General features: G+C 68.4%; 17 protein-coding genes. 9 read left to right on the top strand and 8 right to left on the bottom strand.

Annotated elements, in window-relative coordinates; genetic code table 11:
• The first annotated feature begins 104 nt into the window (after nucleotides 1-104).
• Both CMC5_RS01090 and CMC5_RS01085 read left to right on the top strand, forming a co-directional pair.
• The gene (locus CMC5_RS01090; RefSeq protein WP_169796421.1) at nucleotides 105-2,000 is read left to right on the top strand and encodes a winged helix-turn-helix transcriptional regulator; all 1,896 of its coding nucleotides are present in this window, start codon (nucleotides 105-107) and stop codon (nucleotides 1,998-2,000) included.
• Nucleotides 1,984-2,529: a hypothetical protein gene (locus CMC5_RS01085; RefSeq protein WP_156338023.1), complete on the top strand. Its 546-nt coding sequence runs from the start codon at nucleotides 1,984-1,986 to the stop codon at nucleotides 2,527-2,529. The genes CMC5_RS01090 and CMC5_RS01085 overlap by 17 nt, the downstream gene beginning before the upstream one ends.
• On the opposite strand, the gene CMC5_RS01080 is transcribed toward CMC5_RS01085, so the two are convergent.
• From CMC5_RS01080 to CMC5_RS01060, 5 genes are all read right to left on the bottom strand, one after another.
• Nucleotides 2,507-3,781 (bottom strand): PAS domain-containing protein, encoded by a 1,275-nt coding sequence (locus CMC5_RS01080; RefSeq protein ID WP_169796420.1) that lies wholly within the window; start codon nucleotides 3,779-3,781, stop codon nucleotides 2,507-2,509. The two genes, CMC5_RS01085 and CMC5_RS01080, sit on opposite strands and share 23 nt — an antisense overlap.
• A gap of 397 nt (nucleotides 3,782-4,178) precedes the next feature.
• Complete coding sequence (locus CMC5_RS01075; protein WP_050428672.1) at nucleotides 4,179-5,456, bottom strand: PAS domain-containing protein; 1,278 nt, start codon at nucleotides 5,454-5,456, stop codon at nucleotides 4,179-4,181.
• A 389-nt stretch (nucleotides 5,457-5,845) separates the two neighbouring features.
• A complete protein-coding gene (locus CMC5_RS01070) occupies nucleotides 5,846-7,126 on the bottom strand; it encodes a PAS domain-containing protein (RefSeq protein WP_050428671.1) in 1,281 nt (426 codons plus the stop codon).
• Nucleotides 7,127-7,387: 261 nt separating this feature from the next.
• Complete coding sequence (locus CMC5_RS01065; protein WP_050428670.1) at nucleotides 7,388-7,984, bottom strand: hypothetical protein; 597 nt, start codon at nucleotides 7,982-7,984, stop codon at nucleotides 7,388-7,390.
• 141 nt (nucleotides 7,985-8,125) lie between these two features.
• The gene (locus tag CMC5_RS01060) at nucleotides 8,126-8,959 is read right to left on the bottom strand and encodes a GNAT family N-acetyltransferase (protein ID WP_169796418.1); all 834 of its coding nucleotides are present in this window, start codon (nucleotides 8,957-8,959) and stop codon (nucleotides 8,126-8,128) included.
• A 70-nt stretch (nucleotides 8,960-9,029) separates the two neighbouring features.
• Here CMC5_RS01060 and CMC5_RS01055 point away from each other — a divergent pair, with 70 nt between their 5' ends.
• Nucleotides 9,030-9,962 carry an ABC transporter permease gene (locus CMC5_RS01055; RefSeq protein ID WP_050428668.1) on the top strand — a complete coding sequence of 311 codons (933 nt, stop codon included), beginning with the start codon at nucleotides 9,030-9,032 and terminating at the stop codon, nucleotides 9,960-9,962.
• Nucleotides 9,959-10,651 (top strand): hypothetical protein, encoded by a 693-nt coding sequence (locus CMC5_RS01050; RefSeq protein ID WP_082362140.1) that lies wholly within the window; start codon nucleotides 9,959-9,961, stop codon nucleotides 10,649-10,651. Before CMC5_RS01055 ends, CMC5_RS01050 begins: the two co-directional genes overlap by 4 nt.
• A gap of 39 nt (nucleotides 10,652-10,690) precedes the next feature.
• Here the strand turns inward: CMC5_RS01050 and CMC5_RS01045 are convergent, their stop codons facing one another.
• Both CMC5_RS01045 and CMC5_RS01040 read right to left on the bottom strand, forming a co-directional pair.
• A complete protein-coding gene (locus CMC5_RS01045) occupies nucleotides 10,691-12,220 on the bottom strand; it encodes a gluzincin family metallopeptidase (protein ID WP_156338021.1) in 1,530 nt (509 codons plus the stop codon).
• Nucleotides 12,217-15,123 carry a hypothetical protein gene (locus tag CMC5_RS01040; RefSeq protein ID WP_050428666.1) on the bottom strand — a complete coding sequence of 969 codons (2,907 nt, stop codon included), beginning with the start codon at nucleotides 15,121-15,123 and terminating at the stop codon, nucleotides 12,217-12,219. The genes CMC5_RS01045 and CMC5_RS01040 overlap by 4 nt, the downstream gene beginning before the upstream one ends.
• 168 nt (nucleotides 15,124-15,291) lie before the next feature.
• Between CMC5_RS01040 and CMC5_RS01035 the strand changes: the two genes are divergently transcribed.
• From CMC5_RS01035 to CMC5_RS01025, 3 genes are read left to right on the top strand one after another with little or no spacing between them, the layout of a single operon-like run.
• Complete coding sequence (locus CMC5_RS01035; RefSeq protein ID WP_050428665.1) at nucleotides 15,292-15,918, top strand: hypothetical protein; 627 nt, start codon at nucleotides 15,292-15,294, stop codon at nucleotides 15,916-15,918.
• A 45-nt stretch (nucleotides 15,919-15,963) separates the two neighbouring features.
• Nucleotides 15,964-16,689, top strand: coding sequence for a hypothetical protein (locus CMC5_RS01030; protein WP_050428664.1), 726 nt, complete (start codon nucleotides 15,964-15,966; stop codon nucleotides 16,687-16,689).
• Complete coding sequence (locus CMC5_RS01025; RefSeq protein ID WP_050428663.1) at nucleotides 16,686-17,300, top strand: hypothetical protein; 615 nt, start codon at nucleotides 16,686-16,688, stop codon at nucleotides 17,298-17,300. The genes CMC5_RS01030 and CMC5_RS01025 overlap by 4 nt, the downstream gene beginning before the upstream one ends.
• A gap of 29 nt (nucleotides 17,301-17,329) precedes the next feature.
• On the opposite strand, the gene CMC5_RS01020 is transcribed toward CMC5_RS01025, so the two are convergent.
• A complete protein-coding gene (locus CMC5_RS01020) occupies nucleotides 17,330-17,875 on the bottom strand; it encodes an HD domain-containing protein (RefSeq protein ID WP_050428662.1) in 546 nt (181 codons plus the stop codon).
• Nucleotides 17,876-17,957: 82 nt separating this feature from the next.
• Here CMC5_RS01020 and CMC5_RS01015 point away from each other — a divergent pair, with 82 nt between their 5' ends.
• Together CMC5_RS01015 and glgX are read left to right on the top strand one after the other, a co-directional pair.
• Nucleotides 17,958-19,262 carry an APC family permease gene (locus CMC5_RS01015; RefSeq protein WP_050428661.1) on the top strand — a complete coding sequence of 435 codons (1,305 nt, stop codon included), beginning with the start codon at nucleotides 17,958-17,960 and terminating at the stop codon, nucleotides 19,260-19,262.
• Between the two features lie 86 nt (nucleotides 19,263-19,348).
• Entirely contained in the window at nucleotides 19,349-21,514 is a 2,166-nt protein-coding gene (glgX, locus tag CMC5_RS01010) for a glycogen debranching protein GlgX (protein ID WP_050435625.1), read from the top strand.
• The last annotated feature ends 99 nt before the right edge of the window (nucleotides 21,515-21,613 follow it).

Below are 21,613 nucleotides of genomic sequence, written 5' to 3'. Positions count from 1 at the left end.
GGAAACACACGAGGATCGGAGAGGACCGGTGAGGGATGATGATCGAGCTGCCCTGTGGCTTGGCATCGCCGAGCAGACCGCTAGAGTTCGGGATCGCGGGCGCCATGGGTCCACGAAAAGCACGGCGGGTTCGGGGTCCCTCCATCGCCGAGCGCTTCTACGCGGGGCGCTACGCGGACATCGTGCGTGAGCACGTCGATGGGCCCGACGGGGCGACCCAGGCCGGGGACCTTCCGTTCCTCGTGGGAGCGCTGGCGTTCATGGGGCGGCTCGAGGAGGCGCGGGCGCTCTTCTCGGGGCACTGCCGGCGCAAGGAGGCACCGGAGGCGAGGCCGAGCCTCGTCGCCGCGCGGTTCTTCCTCGGCGTCGCGTACTGCAGGGCGGGTCGGCTCGACGAGGCCAGGCAGGAGTTCTCGCTGAACCTGCAGGCCGCATCGCGCCACGCCGGGCCGCTGTCGCGCTTCTACGTGCTGCAGGGGATGGGGTGTTACCGCTACTTCACGGGTCGGCTCCGTCAGGCCGCGCGCCATGCACTCCGCGCCTTGGAGTATGCGTTCCTCGCCGCTTTTCCTTACGGGCGCTTCCTTGCGACGGACCTGCGCGGGCACGTGCTCGTCCAGCTCGGTGCGGTGCAGGAAGGCCTGTCTCTGCTGGAGACGGCGCGGACGCTCGCCCGGTCGCTCTCCCTGGAGAAGAATGCGGCGGCGCTCGATTTCGCGCTGGGGATCTACCGAGCACGCTTCGGGGTGCTGCCGGTCCGTGAGGCCATCGCCACGCTGAAGGAGCTCCTTGCGAAGGCGCGACCCGACGATTCGTACTCGCAGCGCTCGCTGTGCATCGAGCTGGCCTCGCAGCATGCGCTCGCCGGAGAGGGCGACGCGGCCTGGGGACTCCTGGAGCGGCTCGGGACCGAGCAGCTTCCTGACGGGGGCGACGTGCGGGCGAGGATCCGCTTCCTCCTCGGCTGCGCGAACGTGGCGCGGCTTCGCTACGGGGCGGCGAGCATCGCGCCGTTCGTGAGCGAGGCGCGCGTGCTCGTGGGCGCACACGAGGATACGGTGCTCGAGTTCGATGTGTCGTGCATGGAGATGCTGGCGACCGCGGACGCCGAGGAACAGGCACGGCTCGACGAGCGGCTCCGCGCGCTGCATCGCCGCTCGGGGATCTCGCGGGCGTGGCTGCGCGCGCGGGGAGGGGAGCCCCAAACGCCGGGGCTGCCCGGGGCCGAGATGCTCGACGAGGACCGGCTGGGTGCGCTCGTCGCGGCGTGCCTGCGGGGCTCGCCGGAGCTGGGCTCGCGGGTGATCGCGAGTGGTCACTGGGGGCTTTTGCCGCTCTGTCTGGGGCTCGAGCCGGGCAGGCGTTTGATGCTGCTCGACCGTCGGCTGGTGGTGGAGGACCACGGCAACGTGCTGGTGATGAGCGAGGTGTCGGACGGCATGAGGGCATTCTTGCGAGCGCTCATTGGCGGCGCGCGACGAAGCAAGGAGGAGCTGCTCCGGCTGGTGTGGGGCATCGGTAGCTACCGCCCCGAGGCGCATGATCCCGTCGTCCACACGGCGGTGAGCCGGCTCCGGGCGCTGCTCGGCGTGCGCGGACACTGGGTCGAGGCCGCGTCGGGTGGCTATCAGCTCGCGTCGGGGGTCGCCCTCGTGGATCTGGCCGGCATGCCGCTGGGCAGCCAACCCGGGGCGGCAGGGGCCGAGACCGGGAGAAGCGAGGGGCCCGAGGGGCAGCCGGCGACCTCGAGTGGCGTGCCCACCCCGAACGCGCCCTCATCGTCTGCCCTCTCTGCGTCCGTTTCGGGAGAGGACGCGATCGTTGCGCTACTTGCCCGAGGAGGGCCGGCGTCGAGCAGCGAGCTGGCGACCCGGCTCGGGGTGTCGGAGATGACGGCGCTGCGGCGTCTGCGTCCCCTGGTCGAGCGGGGCGTCCTGCTGCGCTGGGGGAAGGGAAAGAACACGCGGTACGGGATAGGGAGCCATGTCGATGAGAGCTGAGAACTGGTGGGGTTCGTGCTTGATCGCTCCGCTGCTGGCCGCATGCGTCGCCGGTTGCAGCGGAGCTGACGGTGGGAGCGGCGATCGGGACGACGACGACGGGGAGGCGATGCGCGTCACGAACGCGCTCTACCGGGTTCCAGTGCCCGAGGAGCTGGAGCCGTGGGCGACGTACCCGGCCCCGGATACGGAACTCGACCGTGAGGAGGGGGACTGGGTGAAGATCGAGTACACCTTCCCGACCTGGATCGTCGGCACGGTGCAGCAGGTGGAGCTCGAAGGCCGATTCCCCGCCGGTGCGACGTCATTCCCGGTCTCGGCAGGCCCGCACGGTGACGGCGTGTGCACGGTGGAGGGGACGCGCTTCGTCTGCACGGAGAACCTGCCAGGACTGGTCGTGGATCGCGCTCAGGCGGAGTCCGTGATGCGGGCTCAAGGGGTGTCGGGTGACGACCTCACGCAGCGGCTCCGTGTGACGGACGTTTTCTCGGTGGACCCGATCGGGATCATCGAGTTCGACGTGCCGTGAGCGTTTCCAGTCCTGAAGCGCGCTTCGACGACGGCGCGCGTGGTTCGAGCTCGCGGAGGCAAGCGCGCAGCGCCGCTTGCAGGTTGCTGTACGTGGTGAACGCGGACAGGTCGATGCCGAGGGAGGTCATGGTCTGGGCGACGGGCGGCGTCAGACCGCAGATCCGCGCCTTCGCGCCGAGGAGGTTGACGGCGCGGGTGATGCGGAAGAGCTGATCGGCCGTCGTGGTGTCGACGGCGTCGACGCCGGTGAGGTCGAGGATGGCGAAGCGGGCACCGACGCGGACGACCTCGTCGAGGAGGCGGTCCATGATCTGGGCGGCGCGGCTGGCGTCGATGTTGCCGATCAAAGGCAGCGTGATGATCTCGTCCCAGAGCTGGATGATGGGTGTCGACAGGTCGAGGATGGCGCGCTGCTGGCGGGTGATGAGTGCGAGCTGGCTGCGGAGTTCCTCTTCGCGTCGTTTGGTCTCGGTGAGGTCACGGAAGCAGCCGTAGATGCGGACGACCTTGCCGTTCTCGTAGTGAGGGCAGCCGGTGGCCTGCACGCTGACCCGGTTGCCCTTGGCCGTGATGATGTCGAGCTGGACGTCGTACGGCTCTCCTTGCTGGCAGCGCTGGACGGCGTCCGCGATCAAGGGGATGTGCTCCGGCGCGTAGAAGTTGATCCCTTCCTCGACGGTGGGCTCGTAGTCGATCGGCACCTCGTGGATGCGGTAGGTTTCCTCGAGCCAGGAGAGCTTGTTGTTGACGATGTCGAACTCCCAGCCACCCACGCGCGCGAGGGACTGGGTGTAATCCAGCAGTGCTGCCCGGCGCTCGGCGTGCTCGTGGGCTCGCTTCGCGTCGGTGATGTCGCGAATGAGCCCGACCACACGCAGGATTCCCGGCACGTCGCCGGGGATCGCGCGTCCGAGTTCGTGCCACCAGCGGATCTCACCTCGCCGGTCGCGCACGCGGTATTCGAGGGAGGTGGTCGTGCCTTGCCGTTCGAACCGCTCGCGGTGTGCTTGACGGAACGCCGCCTGATCTTCGAGGACGATGGCGTCGAACCAGCTCCTCGCTTCGGAGGGCAGCTCGCCTTCCTTGTAGCCGAGCAGCTCACAGAAGCGGGGCGAGTACAGCGTGACGATGTCGGGGTCGGCCGCGCTCTCCGGCGTGATCGCGGGAATCTCCCACGCGGCGTCTCCGGAGATCTCGAGCGCGAGCGAGGCATTCACCAGGCTCTGCTGGGTCTCAAGGGTGCTGCTCATGCTGATTCCTCGCGCCTCTCCGCGCCCCATGGGCGAGTGCTCTCCGAGCCGACATTTCAGGGTCCGGAGAGATCCGGAGCCGAAGCCTCCAGGAGCCACAGACCCCCGGCTGATACAATGAAATGGAGCACAGGAAGCCGACGAGCGTGTTCCATTTCGTACTTAATGGTGTTCGAGGTTACGGCGGAGCGCGATGTCATCGAACGAACTCGCCTGGAAACCACGCGTCGGGTGGCGAAGCGAACGCTCCCCGATGAGCGCCAGATCACCAGGTATTCTGATCTGGTAACCATTGCCACACGAAGCGCTGCAATCACCTGCCTGGCTCACATCCACGTGACCTTCAGCCTCGCGTGGAGGTGGTTGGTGACGAAGCATGTGGCTGCGCGAGGAGCATTCACGGGCGCGACGTACGCTCGACGTCGCCCGAAGCCCGCCGATGCGAGCCAGGAAGGGACGCTCCCAGCGTACGCAGACTGGCCTGCAGCGCCTCTTGCAGGTTCCGGTAGGTGAGGAAGCCCGTCATGTCGATCCCGAGAGAGGTCATGCTCTGGGCGACGGGTGGCGTCAGACCGCAAAACAACGCTTTCGCACCGATCAGATCGGCGGCGCGAGCGATGCAAAAGAGCTGATCGGCCGTCGTGCTGTCGACGGTGTCGACGCCGGTGAGATCGAGGATGGCGAAGCGGGCACCGACGCGGACGATCTCGTCGAGGAGCCGAACCATGATCTGGGCAGCGCGACTGGCGTCGATGTTGCCGATGAGGGGCAGCGTGATGATCCCGTTCCAGAGCTGGATGATGGGGGTCGATAGGTCGAGGATGGCGCGCTGCTGGCGGGTGATGAGCGCGAGCTGACTGCGGAGCGCCTCCTCGCGCCGCTTGGCCTCGGAAATGTCACGGAAGCAGCCATAGACGCGGACGACCTTGCCGTCCTCGTAGTGAGGGCACCCGGTCGCCTGCACGCTGACGCGATTGCCCTTGGCCGTGATGATGTCGAGCTGGACCTCGCACGGCTCTCCTTGATGCCAGCGATGGGCCGCATCGACGATCGAGGGGATGTGCTCCGGTGCGTAGAAGTTGATCGCCTTCTCGACGGTCGGCTCGTAGTCGAGAGGCACCTCGTGGATGCGGTAGGTCTCCTCGAGCCACGAGAGCTTGTCGTTGACGATGTCGAACTCCCAGCCGCCCACGCGCGCGAGTGACTGCGTGTGCGCCAGCAGAGCTGTCCGGCGGACGGCGAGCTCGTCGGCTTCCTTGGCTTCGGTGATGTCGCGAACGAGCCCGAACACGCGCAGGATGCCGGGCATTTCACCGGGCACTGCGCGCCCAGTCTCGCGCCACCAGCGGACCTCACCCTGCCGGTTGCGCACCCGGTACTCGGTGGCGATGGTCGTGCCTTGCTGCTCGATTCGAGCACGGTGGGCCTGCCTGAAGGTCGTTTGATCTTCGAGAAGGACGGCATCGATCCAGCTCTTCGCTTCCGTGGGCAGCTCGCTCTCCTTGTAGCCGAGCAGCTCGCAAAAGCGGGGCGAGTACAGCGTGACGGTGTCGGGGTCGGCCGCGCTCTCGGGCGCCAGCATGGGGATCTCCCACGCTGCGTCGCCAGAGATTTCGAGCACGAGCGAGGTGCTCGAAAGGCGCTGCTTCTGCTGGGTCTCAGGCGGTCTGCTCATGCTGATTCTCCGCGCTCTCCTTCGTTCCGTTGACCGCGATTCTCCGAATCGATACGTCGGCGCTGGGAGAGAGTCCGGAGCTGGACCGACAGAAGGTACGGAACTTCTGCTGATATAACGAAGCGAGATGCTTGAAGCCGTTGGACGAATGCGATTTCGGTCGTAATGGTGCTGAAGGCCACGAGGGCGGACATCGGCGAGCGAGCTCGCCTGAAGAATCACGGCGGTGGCAAAGCGAGCCCTTGTGGTGAGCGCCAGAACACCAGGCGTTCCACGGGAGTGACCATTGCCACAGGAACCAACGCAATCACCTGACCGCTCCCCACCGTCGACGCCCCGAGCTGCGTGCCGGGAGATCGTGGAGGCCGTGAGGCGTTACGATGGGCCCATCATTCCCGGGCGCGACGCGCGTTCGACGCCTCCTGGAGCACACGGCGAGGTGAGGTCGGGACGAGCGCGCCGCGCGTACGCAGGCAGGCCTGCAGTGCCTCTTGCAGGTTCCGGTAGGTGACGAAGCCGGCCATGTCGAGCCCGAGCGCGGTCATGCTCTGGGCGACTGGCGGCGTCAGGCCGCAGAACAGCGCCCTGGCCCCGAGGAGGTCGACGGCGCGGGTGATGCGGAAGAGCTGATCGGCCGTCATGGTGTCGACGGTGTCGACGCCGGTGAGATCGAGGATGGCGAAGCGGGCACCGACGCGGACGACCTCGTCGAGGAGCCGATCCATGATCTGAGCAGCTCGGTCCGGGTCGATGCTGCCGATCAGGGGCAAGGTGATGATGTCGTCCCAGAGCTGGATGATGGGCGTCGACAGATCCAGGATGGCGCGCTGCTGGCGGGTGATGAGCGCGAGCTGTCGGCGAAGTTCGGCTTCGCGCCGCTTGGTCTCGGTGATGTCACGAAAGCAACCGTACATGCGGACGACCTTGCCGCCCTCGAAGTGAGGTCTGCCGGTGGCATGCACGCTGACGCGGTTGCCCTTGGCCGTGATGATGTCGAGCTCGACGGCGTAAGGCTCTCCGCGCATGCACCCCTCGACGGCAGCGGTGATGGTGGCCTGATGCTCGGGCGCGTAGAAGTTGATGCCTTCCTCCACGTCCACCTTCGTGCCGATCGGTAGCTCGTGGATCCGGTAGGTCTCGTCGAGCCACGCGTCCTTGCTGGTATCTTCGAGGTCGACCTCCCACCCGCCCACGCGCTCGATGGCCTGGGTATACTCGAGCAGCTGGAGGCGCCGATCGAGCCGCTCCCGCTCCTGCTTGGCCTCGGTGATGTCACGGACGACGCCGATCATGCGGAGCGTCCCGGGACGATCCCCTGGCTGGACGCGCCCGACCTCTTGCCACCACCGCACCTCGCGCTGTCGGGTGTGCACGCGGTACTCGACGGACGTGCTGTTCCCTTGCCTGGAGAAGCGCCTCTCGCGGGCGTCCTGGACTCGCTCACGATCCTCCGGAAGGATGGCGTCGGACCAGCTCTCCGTCACAGGCCGCAGCTCGACGTCGGTGCCGCCGAGCAGCTCGCAGAAGCGTGGTGAGTACCACGCGGCGAGCGCCGGATCGGTCAGGCTCTCCCGGGTCACCGTGGGCAGCTCCCATGCTCCATCGCCCGATGCGTCGAGTGCGAGGGCCGCTCTGGTCACCCTTTGCTGGATCTCCTGGTCATTGCCCATACTCTTCCTCCGCTCCTCCACGCGCTGCGCCGAGCCACCAGCTGAATGGTGCTCCTCGCCGTCTCGAGTCCAGTCGACACCAGACCGAACTTTCACCAGACCACGACGGCGGTGTGGCTGGTAGATGAGATGGTGGGAGGGGAGACGATCGAGATTGGACGGGTCGGGACGATGGCGACCATCCTCACGAGCCTGCGCGGGCTCGTCGTATTCCTGAGCCCGGGGAGTGTCGGGCGTCGGAGCGAACCCTATCGCTGCGCATTAGACGTCGAAGCCGTCGAAGCCGTCACCGAAGCCGGCATCGAAATCACCACCCCCATCGGTGTCCATGGCCACGTCGGCGTCCTGAGATCCTGCATCGCTGAATTCGTCGTTTCCAGCGTCGGCGACCCCTTCCGCCATCATGCCTCCGAAGAGGGAATGGGCAATGGAGCTGCCGATGAAGCTGCCGGCGATCGTGGCGAAAAGCGTGCCACCTAGACCTGTACCCGATGCGAGCGCTCCCGGGGCATGGCCCCCGAACGTCCGCTCCATGAAGCCCGGTCGCTGAAGCTCTGCGCGGGTGGCCGCTCGGGCGAGCGCTTGTGGGTCGTCGCTCGCCGGGCGTTCGACGAGCGAGACCCCCTGGCTCATCTGTTCGAGGACTTGCTTCCGCTGGTCAGGGGAGAGCCGAGCGAACGCCTCCGTGTGCGCCTCTTCGATGGCATCGGGAGGGGCAGTGCGCAGGAGGTAGCGGTAACGCTCGACGGCCTGAGCGTCAGGGTCACGTGGCGGCGCTGTGGATGACGAAGGTGACCGCGCAGGATCGAACCGAGACGCCTCGGGTTCGGTTCCAAAGAGTTTGTCGAGGATCCCCATGGGTTCGTCTCCTCCGTGGGCCAGGGGTGAGGGAGATGGGAGGGGTCTCTCGATGAGCCCTCCTCTGACCTCTTCGATGATGGAAGCTGCAGCGGCGCTCGGGACGGGACGACGGGACGTCGGGCTGGTGGCCGTGGCCGTTCAGCCGTCCGGCGGCGGCAGGGCGCCACGCATGTGCATGATGCGGAGGCGCTCGGTCGCACCGGCTTCGAGGAGCATGTCCGTGAGGTCCTGCTGTTCCGAGACGAGCTGCATGTAGGGGCTCTCCGGGTGCTCATGAGGCCGGATCGCTTCGAGCAAGGGGAGGGCGAGCGCCGGGGTGGCCACACGAAAGGGGAAGGCGCCAGGGAAGTGCGGGTCGTAGGCGGCGAAGGCCCGCGGCGGGGCATCTGGAGGCGTGATGGCGTGCAGAGACAGCAGCGCGGTGTCGGGTTTGCGCCGGAGGTCGTCGAGCTGGCCCGACGGCAGGGCAAAGGCGGCCTCGATGACGCTGTCGTCAGCGGGTGAGACCGGCCGGACGAGGCAGCGCTCGCTGGGGCGGGGGAGCCGGAGAAGGAGGTCCCAACCGAAGCGGAATGCTGCGGAGAGATAGACTTGCGAGAAGCCGAGCGACTCGTAGAGACGGACCGCGGGTCTGTTGTCGGGCTTCACGTTCAAGCACCACTGTGAGCACCCGGCGGCGAGGAGCCGGGTGGCGAGGTGGCCCATGGCGACGCGACCCAGGCCGCGGCCGCGGTGTGCAGGATCCACCACGAGGTGGCGCACGTAGGCCGTCCCCGAGAGCACTTGAATGTAGGCGTATGCGACCACGTCGGCCGAGGTGTCCTCGAAGAGGAAGGTGCCGGCCGCCATGGTTTCGGTCCAGCGCTCCGGAGATGGGATGGGATCCCCCGTCCCGAGCTCGGGGAAGAGGCGTGCGAAATGCGGGTGATCGGCAGGGGTCGCAGGGCGCGCCGTCAAAGGTGGGCTTCGCATCCGGCGAGTGTACTCACCCTGGTTGCCGGCGATCCTCCGTGGGCGACGTGGCATGGTAAGGTCCTGGCCGATGCTTGACCGCGTGTTCGCGATTGCCCTCAACACGTACCGGGAGTCGCTCCGGGCCCGTATCCTCATCGGGCTCACGGTGGTCGCCTTTGCCGTCGCGTTCTACTCGATCATCGTCGGCGCGTTCACGTTGAGGCAGAGCGCGAGGGTGGTGAGCGATCTGGGGGTCGCGTCGATCTCTCTCTTCGGCCTCGCAGTGGCGATCATCATCGGTGCGACCTCGTTGCAGCGGGAACTGGAGCAGAAGACGCTCTTCCCGATCCTGGCGCGGCCCATCCGGCGGGGTGAATATCTCATCGGAAAGTACCTGGGCACGCTGCTCACGATCGCGGTGTTCGTCTTCGCCGACACCGGGCTGCTGTTGCTGATCACCGCCGGGATCGGGGGGCGCTCACTCGAACTCACGATCGGCGTCGGGGTGGCGATCGTGGTGGCGCTGGCGGTCGGGGCGTGGCGCGTTCCGTCGCTCCGTACGTACGGGTTCATTCCGTGGTCGATCGTCCTGCTCGTCGTGGGCATCGCGCTCGCTGGTGTCGCGCCCGTGGAGCGCAGGGTGCTGCTCGTCGGGGGGGCGCTCGCGCTGCTGGAGGTCGGGATCGTGGCGGCCTGGGCGACGTTCTTCTCCTCGTTCTCCACGCCGTTCCTCTCGGCGCTGTTCACGGTCGGCATGCTGGTCATCGGTCGGAACGCTGACAACTTGATGAGGTTGCCGAAGAAGTTCTTTCCGGCGTTCCTGGTGGACGGCGGAAAGCTGCTGTCGAAGTTGGTCCCCAACCTGCAAATCTACGTACCGGCGCGGCCCCTGCTCACGGGTGAGGTGTCGGACGTCAATCTGGGGATGTATCTGGGGTGGGCGGGGGTGAACGCGGTGGCCTGGGGGGTGGGTTTGCTGGCCGTGTCGGCGTTCATCTTCCGGAGGCGCGACTTTTTGTGACGGACGGTGGCGTGGACGCTGGCGCGCGTCGGTCGCGGCGTCGGCTCGGGGCTGTGCTGGGGGCGCTCTGGACCGTCACGGTGGTGGGCTCGTTGCTCGCGGCGGTGACGGGCTGGGTGGTCTTCTCGGGAGAGCGGGAGATCGGCGAGAGCAACGAGGCGCTGCTGCAGGGGGATGCGTATGCGGCCACGGTGCACGCTCGGCGTGCGGCGGGCTGGTACGCTCCTGGCGCGCCCCACGTGCGGGTGGCGTACATGCGCCTGATCGCGCTGGCGACGACCGCGGAGGGGCTGGGGAACGCGGAGATTGCGCTCCTCGCCTGGCGAGGCGTGCGGACGGCCGCGCTGGAGACGCGGTGGTTGAAGACGCCCCACGAGGACGATCTGGCGCGTGCCAACGCCGCGATCGCGCGGCTGTCGGCGAATTTGCCTCGACCTCCAGGGACGCGCGCCGAGCCGAACGCGGTGGTGGAGCGGGAGCACCTGGCCGTGCTGTCGAAGGACGAAGCGCCGCGGGCAGGGTGGGTGCTGGTGCTGGTGCTGGGGTTCGTGGGCTGGGTCGGCGGCGCGATCTGGGCGCTGCGACAGGGATCACGCGCGGGAGGGCTCGGGTGGAAGGGCACGGCGCCGGGCATCGCGCTGTGCGTCGCCGGGATCGCGGCGTGGCTGCTCGCGATCTGGCAGGCCTGAGCGGCGCTGCCACGTCCGCGCCCGCGCGCAGGGAGGCTTTCAGCGGGGCGTGCGGCGGGCCATCTCGCAGATGCCAGCGCGAAGGGGATCTCGGGGAAGCTCGGGGGCGAGCTTTTCTTCACAGGCGACCTTGGCGTCGAGCGGGTCGAGGGCGATGCCGTTCGCGTAGGCACGGTCGGCTTCGGGGCCGTCACCTCCGTGGAGCAGGCCGTGGAGCGTCCACCAGCGAGCGACCCGGTTGTGGACGTCCTCGACCTTCTCGACGAGTGGGAGCGCGCTGCCTCGCTCCCCCGCGGCGAGGAGGGCGGCGGTCAGGCCGCTGCGGGCCAGGGCTTCGTGGGGGGCGAGGGTCTGGGCGCGGGCGAGCTGGGTGGCCGCGGCGGTGTGGTGGCCCCGGGCGTCGAGGAGATCTCCGAGGCGGAGCCGCTTGGCCACCTCCTTGCGGTTCGGCACGTCGCCCCAGGGCAGCAGCTCCTGGGGGACGTCACGCCGTGTGGTCGAAAGCCAGCTGCGCCACCGCTTGTCCCAGCCAGCGAGATCGGTCCCCGAGACGGCCGCGATGGCGCGGTCGACGTCCCCTGGCTCGGTGGCCTCCTTGAGGCGGACGAGGAGCTGCGGCAGCGCTTCGTCGCCGTTCTCGTTGGCCCAGTAGCGGATGAAGCTCGCCACCTCGGCGAAGGCGACGGAGGCCTCCTCGGCGGTGGGGAGCATGGCGATGGAAGGTCCGAGCTTGTCGAGAGGCCGCCCGAGCCCCTTCTCCAGGCCGAGGAGGGCCACGGCGTCGACCGGGGGGATGTCGTCGAACGGATCGGGCTCGCGCCAGCGCACCTCCTCCCGCTTGGCCACCCCTTCCTGGAGCCAGAGGGGGGCGTTGTCGCGCGTGCCGCGCGAGAGCGCGAGGTGGGTCATCTCGTGGGCAAGGGTGTCGAGCCAGCCGTACCCTCGGGTGGTGGCGCGGGGCGAGATCATGATCACCCGACCCCATTTGGCGACGGCGACGGTCCCGGTGGTCTGGGCGGCTTCGAGGGGCAAGCCCGTGTGCGCCGCGAGCGTGTGCTGATCACGAACGAGATCGATGCGAAGGGGGCGCGGCAGCTCCACGCCGAGATCCTTCGCGAGCACGGCGCGGACGCGATCCGCGACGTCGGCGATGAGTGGGACGAAGCCGCGGTCGTCGTCGTCCTGGAGGCGCACCCACACGCCGCGCTCCTGGTCTTCGACGACGACGGTGGCCGCGGTGCCGCGGGCACAGCCGCGGGCGATGTCACCGAGCGCAGCTCCTTCGCGCGTGGCCGCGAGATCGGAGCGGGCGAGGAGGGCGGCTGCGCCGTCGCAGTCGGCGTCGTAGATGAGGAGCCGCGCTTGCTCGAGCGTCAGGGCGGGATCCGAGGGATCGGCGCCGTCGAGGATCGCGCGCGCCGCGCCGAGCTCCATCTCGAGGATGGCTTCGCGGGCGCGCGTGGCGCGATCGAAATCGCCGAGAGGCAGGCGCCCGGAGGCTGTGCTCGACGCCAGGACCATCGCCGTCAGCGCCAGGGTCGCCGGCCTCGTTCGTCGTGTGGACTTCATTTCAGCAGCCCTTCTGCGTAGCGCCGTACCGCCTCTTTGAGCCTGGGATCGCCAGCCTTGCCCAGCCCCTCCATCACCCGCCGCCGGAACTCTTGCGGTGTCTGGTGCTTGTCCTTGCCGGGCACATCCGCTTTGCGCGCCATGCGCTGGCTCTCCGATGCGTTGTTCGGGCTCTCGTTCTGCCCCTCGTCCTGGGGCTCCTGCGACATCTCGAGGAGTCGCTGGGCTTCCCGCTGCCGCTGCAGGCCCCGCTCCCCGTTGCCTTCGCGAAGGAGCTGCTCGGCCTCGCGCATCGTCTGCTCGGCCTCACCGAGGCGCTCGATCATCTCGTCCGGCATGCTGCTGTCCCCCTGCTCGCCCTTTCGCTGCAGCTCGCGCGCGCGTTCGGCGAGTTCTCGTTCCCGCTGTCCGGCGCGTTCCAGTGCCTCCTTTGCGCCCTCGGACTGCATCTGTCGCAGCCGCTGGAGGGCCTCCTCGGCCCAGGAGAGCTCTTGCTGCAGCGTGCCTGCGGCGCGGCCGGCTTCGTGACCAGCGCGCTCCTCCGAGAGCCTCCCGCCGGCCTCCTGACCCCGCCGCTGCGCGTCTTTCAGCGCCTCCACAGCCTGCTTTCCGCTCTCCAGGGCCTGGCTCAGATCGCCCTGTTCGAGCGAGCCGGCCATGGACTCGGCCTGCTCTCGTCCACTCGTGGCGGCGCCCTCTGCCGTGTCGCCTGGTGCGTCGGATCTCGGGAGCTGGCGTACGGCCTCGCGGATCGTCTCCCCGTGACGCCGCGCCTCCTCGCGCAAGGCGCGCAGCTCCTCGGGAGAGGTGGCGCGCTCCAGCGACTCTTCCACGGCGCCCATCTCGGCCGCATGATCGCGCGCGAGTTCCTCGAGTTCCCGGGCCATCTGAGCCGCCTCTTCGTCGGCCTCCGAGGCCTCGCCTGGCTGGGGCGGCCCTTGTCCTCCTGCCTCGACCCCACCGTGGCCGTGGCCATCGCCGATGCCGGCTCCGCCACCTCCCATGAAGCTCGGATCCGGCTTGCGCAGGCGCGCGGCCAGGTCCCGAGCGGCGAGCTCCGCGTGCATCCAGTCCTCTGCGAGCCGGGCCCGGTCGATGCGGCGCAGATCGTTCGCCACGAGTTCGCCGAGGTCGAGACCGAGTTCGCCGAGGCGAAGGAGCTGCTTGCTGCCGCCATCGAGGACCAGGACCGCTGCGTCGAGGCGGACCGTCCCGGCGGAACGATCCCCCCCACGAATGGCCGTCGAGGCGCTCGCAGCTTCGTCGGCCACCTCGGCGAGCCGTCGGGCGACGATCTGGGTGTCGCGAGCGCCCAGGCCGCGCACGCCAGCGTCGAACGCCAGGAGGACGCCCTCGGTCTCGGTGAGCAAGGCCTCGTGCGTTTCGCGAGAGGGCTTGCGCCGTTCGGCGTCGAGCGCCTTGGCGAGTCGGGTGAGCTGGCCGCGGACGAGCGTGGCGGCGCGGCCTCGTATCTTCAGGCCCCCGTAATCGCCAGCGAGGACCTCGTTGATGAGTGCGACGGCCTTCTGTTGCGCGGCGCTCTCCTGTTCGAGATGTCGCGGCAGGTCCGACGCGCCCGGGGTGGACTTCGCGCCCGGGGCAGGTTGCGCCATGCGATCGGCCAGCAGGTCGACGAGCGCGTCGCGCGCCTTGAGGAGTGCCGCGTAGCGCAGCGCCTCGGGCTCGCCGACCTGAGGAGGGATGACGATCAGGGGCTCGCTTCGCCCCCATTTGGGTCCGGTGATCGGATCGTTGTCGCGGGCCTCGACGCGGACCTCGACGGGGACGTAGACGCGGCGAAAGAAGGCGTCGCGGCTGCGCAGCTCGTAGCCGCCGCGATCCGAGAGTGCGTCTCCCGCCGGGCGTGAGAGGACGCGGCGTTCCTCGCGGGTCCCGGCGCGCAGAACGAGGTTGACCTCGCGCAGGCCGTGATCGTCCGTGATCTCGTAGCGGAGAGGGATGTCGGGCTCGTCGAGGAGGCGGACGGTGCGGGGCGCGCCCTCCAGGAAGACGTGGGGCGCCTCGTCGGGGATGGAACCGACGCGCTGCTCGTCCGCCTGGGGGATGGACACGAAGCCGAACCGCGCTGCGATCGTCAGCGTCGACGAGTCGCCGAGCGTCCACCGCGCAACCACCCCGCCCGAGCCGTCATCGGTGAAGGGGACCTCGTCTCGTCCATCGGTGAGGATCAGGCGCCGGCCCAGATGCAGCGGTCGCCCATGGACTTCGAGGACGGTCCCTCGCGGCTGCAAGGTGGGCGAGAAGGGGTAGAGGGGCTCGCGGCCGCGGTGGAGATAGTCTGGCGGTGATGCGGTGACGGTGACCTCTTCGAGCCAGGGGAGTGGCAAGGGAGCGCGGCCTGCGCGGGCGACGAGGACATCGAGCCCCTCGATGATGCGCAAAGGTTCGATGGCCCCCGCAACGAGGCTCAGGGAGGCGAGGACGAGGCCGACCGTGGACCAGCGCGTGGCTGCGGCTGCAGCGCGTGCTCGGATGCGCTCTGCGGGGGTACGGGCGATCGAGCGATCGAGGTGAAGCTTTGCGAGGGCGGGGGAGCCGACGTTGGTGTCGACGGCGGCGCGTTCGGTGAGGCGCAGGGCCCGCAGGGTGGTGGCGGCGAGCGCTGGGTCGACGGCGCCGATGATCTGCCGGATGGTGCGGCGCGGATCCGCGCGGCGGCGCCAGAGGAGCACGGCGCGGAGGACGAGACCCACCACGAGAAGAACAAGGGCTGCGGCCGCCGCGAGGCGGGCTGGCTGCGTGCCCAGCCGCGCGAGGTGCGCGGCGCCGAGCAGGGTGGCGACGGCCAAGGCGGCGAGGGCCTGGCGTGTGGAGGGGCGAACCTCGGCATCCCAGAGCGCCCGGAGGCGGGCGAGGGCCAGGTGGGGTGCGTCATGGTTCATTCGGTAGGCAAGGGTAGCTGGCGCGTCGGTGGGATCCAGCGGAAGCGGCGGCGGAGCGGCGAAGCGGGCGCATGAGCGCGGAGCAGCGTGTCGGCACGCAGCGCACTCCGGTGGAGGTCTGCGGCCTTGTGCACTTGGTGCCAGGCGCGTTGCGCGTCGCGAGGCTTCATGGTCTCGTGCGATGGCGTGTGCGGGTGGCGCCTGCTGGAGAGGATCCTGGTGCTCGGGACGACAGCGCAGATCGGGTTCCTCTTCGGCGCCGTGATGGGCGTGACCGGGTGCGCCGCGCAGGGGAGCACGTGGGGCGGGGACGAGGGGCGAGGAGTCCCGCCCGAAGAAGAGACGTGGCGTCAGGTCGTGACGGCGTGCGGCGCGACTGCAGAGATGCCGGCGCCCCTGCGTGAACGGGTGACACCCGACGGCAGAATGCTTGCGCGGATCTCGTGGGCGAGGGGTCACGAGGGGAGCCGGTACGAGATTGCCTGCTTCGACCTGCCCGAGAGGCTCTCGGGGGAGCACCGCCCCGCGCTGGTCGCGCAGGTGGAGCAGTGGATCAGCGCGCGGCCTGGGAGTCGCCTCACGGAGCGACGGCGCGTTCGCGTGGGAAACGTCGAGGCCTCGGAGATCCGGCTGGCGTTTCCTGGAGAGCAGGCGGGGCAGTACTGGATCTTCGTGGAGGGGGAGCGGCGTCTGTTCGAGGTGAGTGTGGTGGGCCCGCAAGGGAAGGCGCATGCGGCGGGCGTCGAGCGGTTCTTTCGCTCGTTCCGGCTGCATGCGCGTGGCGCTGACGAGTAGGTCGGCGGTGCGTGCGCACGGGCGGTGCGTGTAAGCTCTGCGCGGATGCTCAAAGCCGTGCTTCACCGCAAGCTGCGCGTCACGCCGCTCGATCCCGAGACGACCCCCCCCTGCGACCTGCCAGAGCGTGAGGATCTGCTCACGTCTGCGGTCGCCGAGCGGATGGCGTACCTCAATCCGGACCTCGCCTGGGCGCTGTTGCGGGACGTCAGCGAGGTGCTGCATGGCGAGCCCCTCCCTCCGGTGCGTCCTCAGGGCCTGGTCGACTGGTCTTTCTGGCCCCGCTACGCGAGCCGCGGAGCATGCCGGAACGCGCGGTACGTGGAGCCTGATGTCGTCGTGTCGTGGGGGGAGCTGGTGCTGGTCATCGAGGTGAAGCACCGCGGGCAGCAGGACGCGGCTCAGTGGGTCGACCAGGTACACGCCCTGCGGGCCGTGCCGAACCTCGCGGCAGCGCCCCTCTGGTTGATGGCAGCGGGGGGGCTAGAGCCGTCGAAGGTGGGTCCTCAGCGCGATGCTTTCGTGAGCGCTCTGGGAGAGAGGGCGCCTGGCCTCCTGTTCCTCCACTGGAATCGCTTGAGCGAGGTGATCCACACGCGGCTGCAGACACCCTTGCCGCCGGCGACCGCGGTCATCCTGCGAGACATCCGGTCTGCGCTCGCTGCCTGGGGGTACCGACCTCGTCAGAGCTTCGCGTCGCTTCCGATGTTCGCGAACCGCCACCGCATCCACACGACCGCCGGAGCCCTGCAAGGATGGAGAGGCCGATGAGCACGCAGATCGAGGACCTTTCGTGCGCGCTGACCGATGTGCGCCGCGCCTACCGCCTGCTCCAGGTGTATCACCGCCGCTTGTGCGACTTGCTCCACGCGATCGACGAGACCCTCCGCGCGGAGGGGATGGAGTTCTCGCGCTGGGAGCCGAAAAACGTCGCCCGGCTCCCGAAAGCGACGAAGCCATTCTTCGGGCCCGACCGCTGGGCATGGGAGCTCACGCCGGCCTATCAGGTGGAGTGCATCTGGGATCTGGCGACGAAGGGACGAGCGAGGCGTGTCATCGTGGAGGCCATCGGGGACTCCGGATACAACCCGGTGGACGACGGAGAGCCCGATCCGGCGAGGTTCATGGACGAGAGCCAGGCGGCCACCGAGCTGCATCTCGGTCTGTGGTCGGCGCCGACGAAGCGGATCGACTGGGATGCCGCAAGAGCGGTGCTGGAGCGGATGCAGGGGTGGGATCAGGAAGGCGCTCAGACGCTGGTCGTCGGAGGCGTCGATGTCCGTTTCCAGCGGCTGCGCGTCGACCTCGCGCAGCTCGTCGATGTGCAGGCCGAGCACGAGAAGATCACCGGGCCGCTCGAGAGCTGGTTGCGCCAGGGCTGAGGCCTGCCGCTGCCCGGGACGAGTGTCCCTCAGACCTCTCGCAGGGCCGCGAGGGCCTCGGAATACTCGTCGATCAAGGGATGCGCCGGCAGGCGCTGGCACATGCGAGAGAGCGTCTCGAAGCGCTCGAGCTGCATGTCGCGCCCGCGCTTGAACATGGCCCATGGATCGCCGTGCTCCATCGCGCAGACGACGATGGACTGGAAGTTGTCGATCTTGTCCGCCAGGGTGATCGCTTGCGCTTCCCACGGCTTCGTCGGGAACGCCTCCAGGTAGCGGCGCTTGCGCTCCTCCCACGAAGCCGACTTGTCCTGCTCGGTCACCAGGTTCACGAGCGTCGCCACCCGCTCTCCGAAGCGCGCGGCGAGTTCCGCGATGGTCACGCCTTGATCCTCGATCACGTCGTGGAGGGCACCGGCCGCGATCACCTCGTCGTCGAACCCGTGCCTCGACAGCACCACGGCCACCCCGGCCAGGTGACTCACGTAAGGCACGTCGACGCCTGGGTATTTGCGCCGCTGGGTCTGGTGCCAGACGGCGGCCTGGTCGAGCGCTCGTTTCAGGAGGAGACCCATGGGGCTACTGTAGCCAGGCCTGCCGTGTTAGGCCCAGCGCCTTGACGCGCTCACCGCGTCGTAACGATCAGGGACGCACCCCGTGACCTCATCCGGCGTCACCCCGCCACCCAGCTCGACGTCGCCGCGACGTCTCGGCCTTTTCGACGTCGTCTGCATCGGCGTCAATGCGACGGTCGGTTCGGGCGTGTTCGCCCTCCCGGACGACATGCAGCGCGCGATGGGCGGGTGGTCTCCCCTCGCATATGTCCTGTGCGCGGCGCTCTTGCTCCCGGTCGCGCTCTGCTTCGCCGAGCTCGCCGGCCGATGCGACGAGACGGGCGGTTCCTACATCTACGCTCAGCGCGCGTTCGGTGATCGCATCGGCTACCTGGTCGGCTGGTTCTGCTGGACGGCGGCGTTCGTGAGCTGGGCGGCGAACACCACCCTGTTCGCCGAGCTGCTGGGCTTCCAGGGACTAGCCGGCAAGGCCTTCTGCGCGGCACTCATCGTCTTGCTCGGCGCCATCAACTACGTCGGCGTCAAACCAGGAGCGCGCGTCGTCAACGTGTTCGTGATCGGCAAGCTGGCGGCGATCTTCTGCTTCCTCGCCGGCGCGCTCTTCGCGCTCGACCCTTCGCGCCTGGGCGGGCCCTTGCCGCGCGGCTTCGCCGGTGTGGGCACGGGGGTCTACCTGGCGCTGTTTCCCCTCCAGGGCTTCGAGGTCACCCCGGTCCCGGCAGGAGAAGTCGAGGACCCCCGTCGCACCATCCCGCTCGCCACGGTGGGAGCGCTCCTCTTTTCCGCGCTGCTCTTCATCACCGTCCAGGCTGCCCTCGTCGCTTCGTATCCAGCGCTCGACCGGGTCTCGCAGAGCCCCCTCTCGGACGCCGCCGGGCATCTCGGGCCCCGCCTCGGTCTCATCGTTCTCGTGGGGAGCCTCGTGTCCATCGGGGGCTTCAACGCAGGCAGCGCCCTCGGTGCGCCACGCTTCGCTCAAGCCATTGCCAGGAGAGGTCTCCTGCCTGCGCCCATCGCCAGCATTCACCCTCGCTTCCACACTCCGCACATCGCCATCGCGCTCACCACGGCGCTCGCTGTGTGCCTGGCGTCGCTCTTCGATTACCGGCGCCTCGTGGGGATGTCGAACATCACCATCGTGGTGCAATACGCATGCACCTGCCTCGCTGTGGTGCGGCTTCGTCGCATCGCGCCGGTGAGCGATGCGGAAGCTTCCCGTCGCTGGGTGGTTCCAGGCGGGAACGTCATCCCCTGGGCAGGAGCCATCGGGTCGCTGGTCCTCCTCGCCGGGGCCGAGCTGAACGAGGCCGCCTTTGCGGCGGGGACCCTCGCGCTCGGCGCGCTGGTCGCCTGGGTGAGCACAAGGCGCCGCCCTAGCGCAGGCTAGGTTTCCCCCGATAGGCGAGCGCTCCGCTTTCGCGCAGGATTCCCGCCCCTCGGACAGCGTGTCCGAGCATGCGAGAGGCCTACGTCATGGATCGAGCCGAGATCTGGCCTGGTCAGCCTTACCCCCTCGGTGCCACCTGGGACGGCGCCGGTACCAACTTCGCGGTCTTCTCGGAGCAAGCCGAGCGGGTCGAGCTCTGCCTCTTCGACGAGGCAGGGAAAGAGACGCGGGTCACCCTGCCGGAGATGAGCGGCTACGTCTGGCATGGCTACATCCCGGACATCGGACCCGGCCAGCGGTACGGCTATCGGGTCCATGGCCCGTGGGATCCTGCCCGCGGGCTTCGTTGCAACGCCAGCAAGCTCTTGCTGGATCCCTACGCGAAGGCCATCACGGGCGCCGTCACCTGGAACGAGGCGCTGTTCTCGTATCGCTTCGGTCAGTCGGAGGAGGAGATCAACAGCATGGATAGCGCCCCCTACATGGTGCGGGGCGTCGTCATCAATCCCTTCTTCGACTGGCGAAACGACCGACCGCCGCGACGACCTGCGCACAAGACGGTCATCTACGAAGCCCACGTGAAGGGCATGACCGCCTTGCACCCGCGCATCCCGGAGCACCTGCGCGGTACGTACGCGGGCCTCGCCCATCCGGTCATGATCGATTACCTGCAGTGGCTCGGTGTGACGGCGATCGAGCTGATGCCCGTGCATCAGTTCATCCACGACCACTTCCTGACGGAGAAGGGGAAGAAGAACTACTGGGGGTACAACACCCTCGGCTACTTCGCCCCTCATTCCGAGTACGCCGCCAGTTCGAGCCCCGGGGATCTGGTGCGCGAGTTCAAGGCGATGGTGCGGACGTTCCACGAGGCTGGCATCGAGGTCATCATCGACGTCGTCTACAACCACACCGCCGAGGGCAATCACCAGGGCCCGACGCTCAGCTTCCGCGGGCTCGACAACCCGAGCTACTACCGTCTCGTCGCCGAGACCCCGGCGTTCTACATGGACTACACGGGGTGCGGGAACTCGCTCAACATGAAGCACCCCCACGTGCTCCAGCTCATCACCGACTCCCTGCGCTACTGGGTGCAGGAGATGCACGTCGACGGGTTTCGCTTCGATCTCGCCTCCACCTTGGCGAGAGAGCTTCACAACGTGGATCGTCTCTCCTCCTTCCTGAACCTGCTCCACCAGGATCCGGTGCTCAGCCAGGTGAAACTCATCGCCGAGCCGTGGGACGTCGGCGAAGGCGGCTATCAGGTCGGCAATTTCCCCGCCCTGTGGGCAGAGTGGAACGGCAAATTCAGGGATACGGCGCGCGACTTCTGGCGCGGGAAGTACGCAACGCTGCCCGAGTTCGCGAATCGCTTCACGGGAAGCTCCGATCTCTATGGCTCCACCGGTCGGCGACCGTTCGCCAGCGTCAACTTCGTCACCGCACACGACGGCTTCACGCTGCGCGATCTGGTCTCGTACAACGAGAAGCACAACGAATCGAACGGGATGGACAGCACCGACGGGGAGAACCACAACCGCTCATGGAATTGCGGTGTGGAAGGGGATACGGACGATCCGGCCGTCCTCGCCTTGCGCAGGCGACAGCAGCGCAACCTCCTCGTCACCCTGTTCCTCTCTCAGGGCATCCCGATGCTCCTCGCCGGCGATGAGCTGGGGCGCACCCAGAAGGGCAACAACAACGGCTTCTGCCATGACGACGAGCTGACGTGGGTTCACTGGGAGGACGCGGACGATGGCCTGCTCGCGTTCACGCAGAAGCTGATCGCCTTCCAGTATGCTCACCCCGCGTTCAGGAGGCGCCGCTGGTTCGAAGGCCGCTCCGTCCGCGGCGCTGGCCTGACGGACATCGGCTGGTTCCGGCCGGATGGGCAGGAAATGAACGACGCGGACTGGAGCACATGGTTCGCGCGGTCGATGGGCGTCTTCATCCACGGCGAGGGCATCCCCAGCCTCGACCCCTATGGGCGCCGCGTCATCGACGACAGCTTCTACCTGATCTTCAACGCCCACGGCGAGTCGCTCGATCTGCGGATGCCCGAGGTGCTGGGCGACGGGTGGGATCTGATCCTCGATACGGCAGCAGAACCGAGCTGGCTCGAGGCCCCGCATCGCGTCGAGGCGAACATCACCGCGCAGGGGCGCAGCGTGGTCCTCTTGCGCAAGCCACGGCACGAAGAAGAGCGGGGGCTCTGGAGCTGGCCGAGCCAGATGCTCAAGCGACGTGTCTGACGGCGGTTTCGCCGTGCTGGCGAGCGATCGCGGCGCCTCGTCCGAGCGGGTTCGTCCGGGCGGGGACGGGCCCTTCCCTGGAGCTGTCCGCTGAGGGTT

Source organism: Chondromyces crocatus (assembly GCF_001189295.1).
In the GTDB taxonomy this organism is placed as follows: Bacteria; Myxococcota_A; Polyangia; order Polyangiales; family Polyangiaceae; genus Chondromyces; species Chondromyces crocatus.
Note: the sequence above shows the minus strand (reverse complement) of the source record. Positions and strands in the feature narration are given on the sequence as shown.